Here is a 12,982-nt window from a genome sequence, read left to right as displayed (position 1 = left end):
CCATGAGTGAAATACTGCCGCCGCCGCAACTGCTGCTGAGCCTGGCCAGCCTGCGGGACCGTGCGCTGGCCGCCGAAAGCGTCAATGCCCTGGCCTTCTCCATGGCCAACGATCTCTATGCCCTGCTGCGTTTTCGCCAGGCCCTGGTCCTTGCCCAGCATGGTGGGCACCTGGAGTTGTTGTGCATTTCCGGCCTGGCGCGCCCCACCGAGGACTCGCCCTACCTGGTCTGGCTACGTCGTGCGAGCCACTGGCTCAACCAGCGGCTGAGCGAGCCGACACCGACCTGGCTGCCGCGCGAGGGCCTGGCGCTGCCTGAGGACATCGCCGATGGCTGGGCCGAATGGTGGCCCAGCGGGTTGTGGTGCATCCCGCTGCAGGACCGCCATGGCCAGCGCCTGGGGCTGCTGCTGTTCTTGCTCGACGAAGCGCCGGCGCCCTCGCTGGTGAACCTGTTGCAGGGCGTGTTCCAGACCTGGGCGCACTGCTGGGCGGCCTTCGGCAAGCCCCGGCCGCTGCGCTTCTGGCGCCCGAGCCGACGCCAAGCGCTGGTCGGGCTGGGCGTGCTGGCCGCCTTGTTGCTGGTACCGGTACGGCAAACCGCCCTGGCCCCGGCCGAAGTGGTATCGCGCAATGCCCAGGTGATCAGCTCGCCGATCGACGGGGTCATTGCCCGCATGCTGGTGCGGCCGAACCAGCCGGTCGAGGTCGGCACGCCGCTGTTCGCGCTCGACGAAACCACCTTGCGCAGCCGCGCCGAGGTGCTGGCCAAGGAGGTCGCGGTGGCCGACGCCGAACTGCTGGCGGCCAACCAGCGCGCCTTCGACAACCCGCAAAGCAAGGGTGAGCTGGCAGTCCTCACCGGCACGCTGCGGCAACGCCGTGCCGAACTGGCCGCCGTGCAGGCACAACTGGCGCGCACGACGGTACTCTCGCCGCGCGCCGGGGTCGCCGTGTACAGCGACCCCAATGATTGGCTGGGCAAACCGGTGGTCATCGGCGAACGCATTCTCCAGGTCGCCGACCCACGCCAGCCGGGCTTGCGTATCCACCTGCCGGTGGCCGATGCGATTGCCCTGGACAGCGGTGCCCCCGTGACCCTGTTCCTCACCGCCTACCCACTTTCGCCGTTGCATGGCGCTATCCTGGAGACTAGCTACGAGGCGCGCCCGGGCGACGATGGCGTCGCCTCCTACCGCCTGCTGGCCAGCGTCGAGGGTACGCCAGCCCATGCACGCCTGGGTCTGCATGGCACGGCCAAGCTGTACGGCGAGCGCGTGCCCCTGGGTTACTACCTGTTGCGCCGGCCCCTGGCCGCCGCCCGCGCCTGGACCGGTTGGTGATGAACACGAACGCCGAAGACCTGCCCACGCCACCGCTGCGCGACGACCTCGACATCGCCCAGACCCACTGCAACAGCGAAGGCGAACCGGTCTGGGTGCTTCACGACAGCGTCACCAACCGCTTCTTCCGCATCGGCTGGCTGGAGTTCGAATGCCTGTTGCGCTGGGAACAGACACCACGGCGCATCGCCGAGCAGATCGCCGAGCAGACCGCGCTCAAGCCCGATCCGGAACAGGTGCTGGGTTTTCGTGCCTTTCTCGAGCGCCACCAACTGGTACGCCCCGGCGCGCAGGCGCTGGAGCGCCTGCGCCAGGCCAGCGAAGGCCGCCAATGGCTGACCTGGAAGTGGTGGTTGCACCACTACCTGTTCTTTCGCATTCCCCTGATGCACCCGCAGCGCCACCTGCGGCGCCTGGCGCAGGGCCTGGGCTGGCTGTTCCATCCCGTCACGGGCTTGCTGGTGGTGAGCCTGGGCCTGCTGGGGATCGTCCTGGTGGCGCACCAATGGGATACCTTCCGTCATGACGTGGTGGAGTCGTTTTCCACCGAGGGGCTGCTCAGCTTCGCCCTGGCCCTGGTCGTGGCCAAGACTCTCCATGAGCTCGGGCACGCCCTGGTCGCCACGCGCCTGGGGCTGAAGGTGGCGCACATGGGCATCGCCTTCGTGGTGATGTGGCCGATGCTCTACACCGATACCGGCGAGAGCTGGAAGCTGCGCAGCCCCCGGCAGCGCCTGGCGATCTCCAGCGCAGGCATTCTCACCGAGCTGGGCCTGGCGGGTCTGGCCACCCTGGGTTGGGCGCTGTGCGACCCTGGCCCGCTGCGCAATGCCCTGCTCTACCTGGCCACCACCAGTTGGGCGCTGTCCCTGGCGCTCAATGCCAGCCCGTTCATGCGTTTCGATGGTTATTTCATTCTTTCGGACCTGCTGGACTTCCCCAACCTGCACGAACGCGCCACGGCCGTGGCCAAGGTGACGCTGCGGCGCACTTTGCTGGGCCTGGACGAGCCCTGGCCGGAGCCGTTTCCGGCCGCTCGCCGCAGGCTGCTGGTGACCTTTGCCCTGTTGACCTGGGTATACCGGCTGGTGCTGTTCCTCGGCATCGCGGTCACGGTGTACCTGTTCTTCTTCAAACTGCTCGGGATCTTTCTTTTCGCCGTGGAAATCGCCTGGTTCATCCTGCAGCCGATCTGGCGCGAACTCAAACACTGGTGGCAACACCGCAAGGACGTGCGTCCCAGCCGCCGGCACCTGCTCTGGGGCGCGCTTGGCATGATCCTGCTGCTGGTCGCCGTGCCCTGGCGCAGCCAGATCCATGCCGTGGGCCTGGCCCGCGCCGAGCATCAGCTTCGCCTGTACGCCCCCTTCCCGGCCATGCTGCAGGAGATGCGCGAGGCGGGAGCGGTGCAAGCCGGGCAAACCCTGGTGGTGCTGAGCCAGCCCGACATCACCACCCGCCTGGTCGGCAACGAAGCTGGCATGCGCGGCTACAGCGCGCGCCTGGCCGGCTTGCTCGCGGACCCGGCCGGGCTCGCCGAGGCCGCCGCCACCCGCCAGCGCTACGGCGTGCAGTACCAGGAGGTGCGCGCCGCACGCTCGGAGATCGCCCGCCTGAACCTGAAAGCGCCGTTCACCGGGCGATGGCTGGACCTCAACCCCGACTGGCACAGCGGCCAGTGGATCGGCACCCGTGAAGCGCTGGGAGTGCTCATCGACCCGCGCAGTTGGCAGGTGGACGCCTATGTCGGGCCGGACGACCTGCAACGGCTGCAAGAGGGCAGCCCGGTGCGGTTCTATCCGGAAGGCGTGCCCCAGGCCATCAGCGGCCGGGTCCTGCAGATTGGCACGACGCGCATCAGCCAACTGGCCCAGTCGGCACTGGCGTCCCGTCACGGCGGGCCGCTGGAGGTGGTTGGCCAGGGCGATGCGCTGGTACCTGCCGCACCGCTGTTCCACTTGCTGGTCCAGCTCGATGCGCCGCCACCCACCCTCCACGAGACCCGTGGCCACCTGCAGATCGAAGGCCAGCGCCGCAGCCTGCTGGCCAATGGCCTGATGCACCTGGCGGCGGTCTTCATGCGTGAAAGTGGTTTCTGAGCCTTTGCTTGGTGCACTGAGACACCTGTCGCAAATGCTCCACGCACTGCTGGTGGCTAGCCGACGACCTGGCCTTTAATGGCGCGCCGCGCCGGATCAAATGCACGATCGTCGGTTCCTCCCGCAGGCCTGCGTATCCGCGACCATACTCAAGGCGCTGCGTTCGAACCCCTGTCATATAAAGACAAGACGAAGATATGGACAGCATTCGCGGTACCGCATTCCTGCAGTTCGGCGAGTTGCTCGCCAGCCATGGCGCCTCGATGCGCGACTTCCTGGTGCCCCACCAGGTCCCCCTGGATGTGGTCGGCAACTACGAAAAGCAGTTCTCCTACAAGAGCCTGGTGCGCATCTTCGAGGACAGCGCTCAGGCCCTGCAGATGCCCGAGTTCGGCCTGGAGTTGGCGACACGCCAAGGCTCCTCGCTGCTCGGGCCGTTGCAGCACCTGGCCCGTTCGGCGGCGACCGTGGGCGATGCGCTGGTCGCTGTCCTGCGCTACATGCGCGTCTACAGTCCAGCGATTCACTACAGCCTGGAGCGACGGCCCGGCCAGGCCCTGCTGTATTTTGACAATGCCCTGCCGTGCGGCGCGGAGACGCCACAGATCGTCGAAAAGTCGATACTGCACGGCAGCCTGCTGGTCAGCGAACTGCTTGGCACTGTGTTCAAGCCCAAGAACGTGCTCTTTCGGCATCCACCCCAGGCCACGCGGGCGGTCTACCAGCGTTATTTCGACTGCCCGGTGCTGTTTCGCCAGGCGCACAACGCGCTGGCCCTGGCCCCGGAGGACTTGCAACAGCCTTGCAGTCAGTACGACCCCGTGCTGCATGACATCCTGCGGTTCTATCTCGAGGCACACTGCATGGGTGAAGACGACCTGCAGGCCAAGGTCGGCCAGCAGATCCAGATACTGCTGCCCAGGCAACGCTGCAGCCTCGAGCAAGTCGCGCAGATGCTCGGCCTGCATGCCAGGACCCTGCAGCGACGCCTGGCGAACGAAGGGGTCGAGTTCGAGTACCTGGTGGAGCAGACGCGGTGCCGACAGGCCAGGTCCTTGTTGCAAAACACCGCGTTGAGCGTTACGCAGATCGCCCAGGAACTTGGCTATCGACGTACCGCTTCATTCTGCCGGGCCCATGCGCGTTGGTACGGTTGTACGCCATTGGAACATCGCCAGTCGCAACTCCAGGATAAAGAAGCGGCGGTCGGTCACTGATAAAACAGCGTGCCCCCATGTGCATCTTGCGACACACCTACTTCGCCATGGGCAGGCGTGTGCCATTCATCCCGCCACGTGGTCTGCCGAGTATTTGCTGGTTTTTACATCGAATGGGGTGTGGCAAGACCTGTCGTCCAAAGGTGATGGTCCGTACTCATCTTTTTGAACGTTTTTGCCTTCCGCCGACCCTGTCGCGAAAAGACAACCCTGGCCTGCATGGACGCCAGGAAATGCAGCTACCCTTGCCCAGCAGTACGAAACATACCGCTGGCAATTACCGACAACGGTAGAGCGCCCCCTAGCAAAAGGAGCTTGTCATGATCGCCCTCGCTACACCGTTGAATAGACAAGAACACTATTGCCTGGGATCGAGGGTGCGCAAGGCAAACTCGATGAGTTGATGAACGACATGGACAACTTCGAATTCTGGTTCCCCGGTGTAATGCCCTGATTGCTCCATTGACGCAGTCCGGCGTCAAGGCAGGGCAGCGGCGTCCGCCGATGCCCTGCCTCCTTTTTCAAGTGCCCGACTAGGCTTGGCAGGGCCATGGGAAGACAGGGAGGTGTTCATGTCCAGAAATGCAGCGTGCTGGAGCGGCTATTGCTCGATACTGCTTGCCGCCAGCGCCGTGAATGCGGCCGAAGGGGGCGACGGCGCTGCCCAGGCCAACAACCCATTGGCGAACATGACGGCCTTCAATATCCAGAACTACTACATCGGGGACCTGAGCGAGTCGGACGAAACGGCCAACCAGGCCTGGTTTCGCTTTGCCAAGCCATTCGACCTTGGCGATAGCAAATGGCTGCTGCGCGCCTCGCTGCCGGTCAATACCTTTCCAACCCCGCCCAACGGGCACAAGGAAACCGGCATCGGCGACCTGAACGTGTTCGCCGCCTATCTGCTGGATGTCGGTAATCCTGCCGTCAGCTTCGGTGTCGGGCCACAGGTCACGGCGCCCACGGCCAGCAAGGACGAGTTGGGCAGCGAGCGATGGTCGGGCGGCCTGGTCAACGTCTTGTTCAATGCCAGTTCCCCGGTTTTCCAGTATGGCTACCTGCTGTCCTGGCAACACAGCTTCGCCGGCAATGACAACCGTGAAGACGTCAATGCCGCAGCGTTCCAGCCCTTTGCGTTCTATCAGTTGGGCAAGGGCACCTACCTGCGTTCCACACCCATCTGGTCGTACAACTTCGAGAACGACGCCTACAGCGTTCCCCTGGGCATCGGCATTGGCCAGGTCATCAAGAAAGACAAGACCGTCTACAACTTCTTTATCGAACCTCAGTTTTCAGTGGCCGATGACGGCCCCGGGCAACCACGATGGCAGATATTCCTTGGCCTGAACCTGCAGATTCTCGATTGATTTCTTCTGCCATTGCCCAACGAGACCCTGTCATTTCACTACGGACAAGAGCACTGAAACGACATGACGAACAAGCACCGAGCCCACAGGGCACCTGTAGCCAACAGCGCGAAGGACGACACGTCGCTGGACGCTGCTTGCACGCCGGTTCCCGGCCCCCTATCGCCCTGCCCGGCCTTGCGCCGGGCACTGGCCTGCGCACTCCTGCTCACCGCCAGCCACGCGTCCGCCGGTGGCATCTTCATCTATGAAACCGGGCAGGAAGGGAACGGCCTGGCCAATGCCGGATCCGCCGCACTGGCCACCGATCCCAGCGTATTGATGAACAACCCGGCAGGCATCACCCAGCTGCAAGGCACCCAGGTCAGTGCCAACGCCCAGGTGATCCTCGGCGACCTGCGCTTCTCGCGCGGTGGCGACAATCAGTTCGAGGGCAACGAAGGGGGCAATGGCCTGGAGTACCTGCCCGGCGCAAGCCTGTTCATCAGCCATCAGCTCGACGACCGGGCGGCGATCGGCTTCGGCATGTACGGGAACTTCGGCCTGGCACTGGACTACGATGATGACTGGGCCGGTCGCTACTTCACCCAGGAGGCTGCGGTCATCGGTGTCTCGTTCCAGCCGACCCTGGCGTACAAGTTCACCGACGAGCTTTCCGTCGGTATCGGTCCACGCATCATGTATGGCTACTACCGCACCGAAATGGCGATCAACAACAACCTGCTGGGCCTGCGGAACCGCCCGGACGGCCAGCTGGAATACCAGGACACCGACGTCGGTACCGGCGTCAACCTCGGCGTGCTCTACCAACTGTCCCCGCGCACGACCGTGGGCCTGGCCTACACCAGCAAGATCAAGCTGGAGTTCGAGGACAGCCCTCATGTGCGCAACATCAGCAACCCGCTCCTCAATGCCGGCTTGCGTCGCCTCGACTCCCTGGAGCTGGACCTCAACGTGCCGCAGACCGTGACCTTCAGCGTGGCGCACGACCTCGACGAGCAATGGAAACTGCTCGGCAGCCTCGGCTGGCAGGACTGGAGCGACTTCGGCGATGTCGGGGTCGACGTGGACGCCAACGGCGGTGGCGTCAGCCGTACGGTCGATCGCAAGTACAAGGACACCTGGCATGCCTCGATCGGTGCCATGTACCAGGCCACGCCCCGGGTTCGCTGGAGCCTGGGGCTGGGGTACGACAGCTCCGCGGTGGACGATGACGACCGCACGGTCGACAACCCCATGGGCGAGGCCTGGCGCCTGGCGACCGGCATCAACTACCAGGTCGACGAAGGCCTCGACCTGCACCTGGCCTATACCCTGATCTGGCTGGGCGACATGGACGTGGAGCAAACCAAGGCACGCTCGGGCAACACGCTGTCAGGCAGCTACGACAACAGTGCCTTGCACATCATCGGAGGTGGAGCGACCTGGCGCTTTTGAGAGCGAGACCCAACACGCACTACGCATGGCTGCAGAGAATGCTGACTGTCATCAGGAGAAACCCCATGAAACTCAAGTCGATCGCTTCAACCCTGTGCCTTTCCTCGTTACTGCTTTCCGGTTGCGCGAGTAAGTACGTGGAGCCCGATCAATACTCTGGCTTCCTCAAGGACTACAGCATCCTGAAGGAAGAGAAATCGCCCAGTGGCGCCCCGGTCATGCGCTGGATCAAGCCAGGCGTCGATGTGAACAGCTATACCAGCATCTACATCGAACCCAGCCAGCTCTATCCGAGGCCACAACCGACCGAGAAAATACCGCAATCGACCTTGCAGGGCATCACCCAGTACTACGACCAGGCGCTGAAGACCCAGTTCTCCAAGGTCCTGCCCCTGGCGCAGAGCCCGGGTCACGGCGTGCTGGTCGTACGCCCGGCGATCACCGGGGTCAGTGCCTCCACCAAAGGGCTGCGTCCTTACGAGGTCATCCCGATCGCCCTGGTGGCGGCGGGCATCAGCACGGCGACGGGCATTCGTGACCAGGACACCAGCATCGCCACCGAGGCGGCGTTCCTCGACGGCAACACCAACGAGGTGGTTGCCGAGGTCGTGCGCAAAGGCGCCGGGGCCGACCTGGATAACTCGTCCCAGGTCATGCAGGCCAAGGATGCACGGGCCGTGCTCGATGGCTGGGCACAGGACATGGTCAAGTCCTTCCAGGCCCTGAAGAAATAAACTGTGCAGCCCGCTGCGCGCCGGTGGTCGCAGCGGGCCGGCACCTCGCCTTCCTCCAGGGAATGACAACTCAGGCGTGATGAATCATGGACAGCATCCGCGGTACCGCACTGCTTCAATTTGGCGAACTCCTGGCTGAATACGGCAGGTCGCAGCGTGACTTCCTGCGTCCGCTGCGCATCGACCTCGACGTCGTCGGGAGCTACGAGAAAACCCTGCCCTACAAAAACCTGGTGCAGCTCTTCGAAGGCAGCGCAAATGCCTTGAGCCTGCCCCAGTTCGGCCTGGAGCTCGGCAAGCGCCAGGGCTCCACGCTCATGGGGCCGCTCCGCCACCTGGCCACTTCGGCACCTACCATCGGCCAGGCCCTGGTCGCCGTGATCCGCTACATGCGCAACTACAGCCCATCGATCCACTATCGGCTCGAGCATCGCCCAGGCCAGGCCCTGCTGTATTTCCACAACTCCCTGCCCGGCTCCGAAGAGACGCCGCAGATCGTCGAAAAATCGGTGCTGGCGGCGCGGCTGCTGGTCGGCGAGCTGCACGGCACGGTGTTCCGCCCGCGAGCGGTGACCTTCCGGCATGCGCCGCTGGGCGAACCAGACGGCTACCAGCGTTACTTCGACTGCCCGGTGATGTTCCAACAGGAGCACAACTGCCTGTTCTTGCCCCCGGAAATCCTGCGTGAGCCGTGCATACGCCATGACGCGGTGCTGCATTCGATCGTGCGCTTCTACCTCGAGACCCACGACAGCCAGGCCGACGACCTGTGCGCACAGGTCGAGCGCCGGATCCAGACAATGTTGCCCAGCCACCGCTGCACCTTGGAGCAGGTGGCGCAAGCGCTCGACCTGCACCCGCGCACGCTCCAGCGACGGCTGGCCCGCGATGGCGTGGACTTCGAGGCGCACCTGGACCGTATCCGCCGCCGCCAGGCCGAGCACATGCTGCGCACGACCAGCCTGAGCGTCGGCCAGATCGCCAGCGAGCTGGGCTATCGGCGCACCACCTCGTTCTGCCGTGCCCATCAACGCTGGTTCGACATGACCCCTTCGGAACATCGCAAGGAATATGGCGACCCGCTGATCGCCAGGCTCGTGGGCGACGAAAAGGCGCCTGAAGACTGATACCGCTTCCCCCTGGACCCTGCCCTGGAGGCCACCATGTTCCAATTCGTCAAGACCACGATAGCGGGCGGCGTACTGTTCATCCTCCCCCTGGTGCTGGTGGTGGTGCTGATCGAGAAGGCGATCCATTTGCTGAGCGCGCCCTTGCAGAAGGTGCTGCCGTTCTTCGCCGGCTTCAGCATCGCGGGCGTCACCGCGGTTTCGATCGTCGCTGTCATCGCCCTGGGCTGCCTGTGCTTCGTTGCCGGGCTGCTGGCGCGCACCGCATTTGCCGCCAGGGTCCTGCAAGGGCTGGAAAACCGCGTCCTGGGTAACCTGCCTGGCTACCAGTTGCTCAAGGATGCAACGGCCCGCCTCACTGGCATGGAGAACATCGACGGGGCGAAGGTCGGGTTGCTTGCGGAAAACGATGGCTACCGTTTCTGCCTGGTGCTCGAAGCCCTCGACGAGTGGCTGCTGGTGTACCTGCCGGACGGTGGGCCTGCCGGGGGCACGGCAGGCGAAGTGCGTGTGATGCCCAAGGCGCTGGTACAGATCACCGATATCCCCTGGCTTGGGTTGCTTGCGTGCCTGCGCCGAGGGGGGCGCGGGGCACTGGAACTGTCGGCAGGTGTTCTGAAGGAATAGGCCATTTCAACGGCCATCCATGGCTGCCGCGCAGCCTCAGGATCTATCAGGCGCCGCCCATCGTAAAGACGATCCGCTCGCGCCCCACTCAATCCCCCTTCCCCGCCCCATGGATGAAATGCCGGATCCGCACCTCGACCCCGGTAGCCTGGAACCGCCGGGCAGCCGCCTCGATCTTCAGCTCCGCGCGGGTCACCCGCTGGTGATGCCGAAGGTGTTCGAGCCAGGACTCGTCGACGAAGAACTCCAGCCAATGGCGCGGGTTCTCGCTGTCCTGGACCAGCCCCCAGGACACCGCGCCATTGCGTTTGCGCATGCCGCGCACCTCCTGCATCGCAGCCTGGAAGGCGGCCGCGTGGTCGGGGTCGATGTCATAGTCGAGGGTGACCATGACCGGGCCACGCTCCTGGTCCATCCCTTGCGCAAGGATCGGCGCGGGCCAGTGCAGCGAAGGCGCCACGTCATCGGCCTCGGTGCTCGGCAGCCGGTAACGGAGGTTGGCCAGCAACCCGAGCAGCAGGACGCCACCGGCGACCACCAGTGCCAGGGAAATCCCCGCGTGGCTGGCAACGACGCCCCAGAGCGTGCCGCCGGCGGCCATGCTGCCGAAGAACACCAGGATGTACACGGCCAGGCCCCGCGCACGTACCCAGGCCGGCACCGAGGTCTGGGCCGCGACCTGGAAGCTGGACAACACGGCGATCCACGCCACGCCGCTGAGGAACATCACCGGCACCAGCACGTACAGGCTGCGGAAGGTCGCCAGCGCCAGCAGCACCAGGACGTAGAGCACAGTGGCCAGCATGACCAGGCGTTCGGTGCCCAGACGAGCGCGCAAGTCGGGCAGTTTCATCGCGCCCAGCACGGCGCCGACACCGACACTGGCCAGCAGCAGGCCGAACACGGTGGCATCGCCTTGCATCTGCGTGCGCACCACCAGCGGCAACAACGAGGTACCGGCGCTGGCCCCGACGAAGAAGGCGAACGCCCGTACCAGGACCGCCTGCAGCGGGCGCGAACTGCGGCTGTAACGCCAGCCGGCGCGCAGCGCGCCGAACAACCGTTCGGCCGGCAGGACGCTGGGCGACGGCTCGCGCTTCCAGGTCAGCAACACCAGGATCACCGCGAAGAACGACACGCCATTGAGTGCGAAGGTCAGCCAAGGGCCAACCAGGCTGACCAAGGCGCCGGCGATGGCAGGGCCGATGGCTCGTGCCAGGTTGACGCCCACGCTGGAGAGCGCGACGGCCGCCGGCAGGTCGGCCTTGTCCACCAACTCAGGCGTCGTCGCGCTCCAGGCGGGCATCATCAGCGCCGTGCCGATGCCCATGCACAGGGTCAGCGTCAGCAGCAGCCAGACCCCGATCAACCCCGACAGGCTCAACCCCGCCAGCAGCACGGCGATGGTCGCCATCCACAGCTGCACCCCCAACAGATACCTGCGTTTGTCGACGATGTCGGCCAACGCGCCAGCCGGCAATGCCAGGAAGAACATCGGCAAGGCGCCGGCGACCTGGACCAGGGCGACATGCAGCGGGTTGGCGGACAGGGACGTCATCAGCCAGCCGGCACCGACTTCGTGCATCCAGGTGCCGATGTTCGAGGCGATGCTGGCCAGCCATAGCCAGCGGAAGGTGGTTTGGCGCAAGGGGCTCCAGGCGCTCGGGACAGGTGCGTTCATGGGTCAGAACCAACCGTTGAGTGGATATTCGACAACCAGGTACAAGCGATCGATGTCATCGCCGCCCTGTGCCCGGTTGCCCCGGTGGCTGACGTGCGACACGGACAGGGACAGGTCCTTCGCCACGCCGGCACTGAAGGTGTAGCGCAGGTCGAGGTCGCGCTCCCAGTGGCGCCCGCCCTTGCCTTGCAAAGGCTGGTAGCTGTCGCTCGACCGGTCCCAGGGATTGTAGGCGCCGCCCGCCGGGGCGTGGCTGCCGTCGATGTTGCGGCCGCTGACATAACGGGCCATGAAGGTCAGCCCAGGGATGGCGAATGCCGCCAGGTCGAGGTCGTAGCGCAGTTGCCAGGAGCGCTCGTGCGGGCCGTTGAAGTCAGCGTACTTGATCGAGTTGGCCAGGTAGATCGAGTCGCCACCGATGAAGTCGAACGGCGTGTCGCCGTGGATGTGCTGGTACGCCACCGACAGCGCCTGGCCGCTGAAGGCATAGCGGGCCTGCAGGCTGTAGGCCAGGGTGTCGATGGCCCCGGCCCGGGCGCGGCCTTGGTCGAGGGTCTTGTAGAGATTGCCGTCCAGGCTCCACGGGCCCTGGGCGAGATTCAGGTTCAGGTAGCCCTGGCGCCAGGTGTCGTCCAGTTGCGCCAGGTAGACCGCCGTGCCCAGGCCGTTGCCAGGCGCGAAGGTGGCCCCGGCAAAACCGAGGGCGGCCCCTTCGGTCGTTGCCCCGTAGCCGGCGAAGTCATCATGCCCCGAACTGCCGTTCTGCCGCTTGAAGCGGGTAAAACGCCCGGCCTGCAAGCGCAGGCCTTCGCGTTCTTGGCTATCGAGCAGCACGCCGGTGGCATATTCCGGTTGCAGGCGCTTGTCGCCGGTATCGAGCACGGGGGTCTGCACCGTCATCTCGCCGTAGCTGAGCAGGCTCTGGCCCACGCGCAGCTTCACTGCAGCCCCCGCATCGGCATAGTCGTCGGCATTGTCTCCCCCGCTGTCGTGAGGCAGCAGACCGGTACCGGCATGCCCTCGCCCGCCATCGAGCTTGATCCCGAGAAAGCCATGGGCATCGATGCCCAGGCCAACCGTCCCGGGCGTGAAGCCGGACTCGAGCGTTGCGATGAAGCCTTGGGCCCATTCCCGCTGGTAGCCCTGGGGCGCGCCTGGGGCATGGCGGAAGTCGTTGTGAAGAAAGAAGTTCCGGCTGAGCAGCGACCACGTGCCCTGCTCCGTGCCGGGCACGGCAGGTTCTGCGCTGGCGTGCAGGCTCGCGAGCACGAGCGCGCCGCTGGCCATGCGCCGGGCCATGATTGCCATTTGCAGAGGGTCTCCAGGGAAACACGCGGGCCGGAGACCCGG

At 65.2% G+C, this 12,982-nt stretch carries 10 protein-coding genes; 8 read left to right on the top strand and 2 right to left on the bottom strand.

The window, feature by feature from the left end; translation table 11 throughout:
• Positions 1-2 precede the first annotated feature (2 nt).
• The 8 genes from WCE05_RS18320 to WCE05_RS18285 all read left to right on the top strand — a co-directional run bounded on the left by WCE05_RS18320 (position 3) and on the right by WCE05_RS18285 (position 9,951).
• A complete protein-coding gene (locus WCE05_RS18320) occupies positions 3-1,343 on the top strand; it encodes an efflux RND transporter periplasmic adaptor subunit (protein WP_253080540.1) in 1,341 nt (446 codons plus the stop codon).
• Entirely contained in the window at positions 1,343-3,442 is a 2,100-nt protein-coding gene (locus WCE05_RS18315) for a site-2 protease family protein (RefSeq protein ID WP_368816267.1), read from the top strand. Before WCE05_RS18320 ends, WCE05_RS18315 begins: the two co-directional genes overlap by 1 nt.
• A 197-nt stretch (positions 3,443-3,639) precedes the next feature.
• Positions 3,640-4,659 (top strand): AraC family transcriptional regulator, encoded by a 1,020-nt coding sequence (locus WCE05_RS18310; protein WP_253080538.1) that lies wholly within the window; start codon positions 3,640-3,642, stop codon positions 4,657-4,659.
• 572 nt (positions 4,660-5,231) lie between these two features.
• Positions 5,232-6,026, top strand: a complete 795-nt coding sequence (locus tag WCE05_RS18305) for a hypothetical protein (protein ID WP_368816266.1) — start codon at positions 5,232-5,234, stop codon at positions 6,024-6,026.
• A 63-nt stretch (positions 6,027-6,089) separates the two neighbouring features.
• Positions 6,090-7,463: an OmpP1/FadL family transporter gene (locus WCE05_RS18300; protein ID WP_253090773.1), complete on the top strand. Its 1,374-nt coding sequence runs from the start codon at positions 6,090-6,092 to the stop codon at positions 7,461-7,463.
• A 65-nt stretch (positions 7,464-7,528) separates the two neighbouring features.
• Positions 7,529-8,197 carry a DUF3313 domain-containing protein gene (locus tag WCE05_RS18295; RefSeq protein WP_225787767.1) on the top strand — a complete coding sequence of 223 codons (669 nt, stop codon included), beginning with the start codon at positions 7,529-7,531 and terminating at the stop codon, positions 8,195-8,197.
• A gap of 86 nt (positions 8,198-8,283) precedes the next feature.
• Positions 8,284-9,324, top strand: a complete 1,041-nt coding sequence (locus tag WCE05_RS18290; protein WP_253167736.1) for an AraC family transcriptional regulator — start codon at positions 8,284-8,286, stop codon at positions 9,322-9,324.
• A gap of 36 nt (positions 9,325-9,360) precedes the next feature.
• Entirely contained in the window at positions 9,361-9,951 is a 591-nt protein-coding gene (locus tag WCE05_RS18285) for a hypothetical protein (RefSeq protein ID WP_253080535.1), read from the top strand.
• 88 nt (positions 9,952-10,039) lie between these two features.
• Here the strand turns inward: WCE05_RS18285 and WCE05_RS18280 are convergent, their stop codons facing one another.
• A complete protein-coding gene (locus tag WCE05_RS18280) occupies positions 10,040-11,632 on the bottom strand; it encodes an MFS transporter (protein WP_368816265.1) in 1,593 nt (530 codons plus the stop codon).
• Between the two features lie 3 nt (positions 11,633-11,635).
• A complete protein-coding gene (locus tag WCE05_RS18275) occupies positions 11,636-12,931 on the bottom strand; it encodes an OprD family porin (RefSeq protein ID WP_368816274.1) in 1,296 nt (431 codons plus the stop codon).
• Between the last annotated feature and the right edge of the window lie 51 nt (positions 12,932-12,982).

Source organism: Pseudomonas sp. I2, from assembly GCF_040984075.1.
In the GTDB taxonomy this organism is placed as follows: domain Bacteria; phylum Pseudomonadota; class Gammaproteobacteria; order Pseudomonadales; family Pseudomonadaceae; genus Aquipseudomonas; species Aquipseudomonas guariconensis_B.
Note: the sequence above shows the minus strand (reverse complement) of the source record. Positions and strands in the feature narration are given on the sequence as shown.

Coding starts and splice junctions, on each gene's coding strand:
- WCE05_RS18320 (WP_253080540.1), top strand. CDS start 3: ATGAGTGAAATACTGCCGCCGCCGCAACTGCTGCTGAGCCTGGCCAGC.
- WCE05_RS18315 (WP_368816267.1), top strand. CDS start 1,343: ATGAACACGAACGCCGAAGACCTGCCCACGCCACCGCTGCGCGACGAC.
- WCE05_RS18310 (WP_253080538.1), top strand. CDS start 3,640: ATGGACAGCATTCGCGGTACCGCATTCCTGCAGTTCGGCGAGTTGCTC.
- WCE05_RS18305 (WP_368816266.1), top strand. CDS start 5,232: ATGTCCAGAAATGCAGCGTGCTGGAGCGGCTATTGCTCGATACTGCTT.
- WCE05_RS18300 (WP_253090773.1), top strand. CDS start 6,090: ATGACGAACAAGCACCGAGCCCACAGGGCACCTGTAGCCAACAGCGCG.
- WCE05_RS18295 (WP_225787767.1), top strand. CDS start 7,529: ATGAAACTCAAGTCGATCGCTTCAACCCTGTGCCTTTCCTCGTTACTG.
- WCE05_RS18290 (WP_253167736.1), top strand. CDS start 8,284: ATGGACAGCATCCGCGGTACCGCACTGCTTCAATTTGGCGAACTCCTG.
- WCE05_RS18285 (WP_253080535.1), top strand. CDS start 9,361: ATGTTCCAATTCGTCAAGACCACGATAGCGGGCGGCGTACTGTTCATC.
- WCE05_RS18280 (WP_368816265.1), bottom strand. CDS start 11,632: ATGAACGCACCTGTCCCGAGCGCCTGGAGCCCCTTGCGCCAAACCACC.
- WCE05_RS18275 (WP_368816274.1), bottom strand. CDS start 12,931: ATGGCCCGGCGCATGGCCAGCGGCGCGCTCGTGCTCGCGAGCCTGCAC.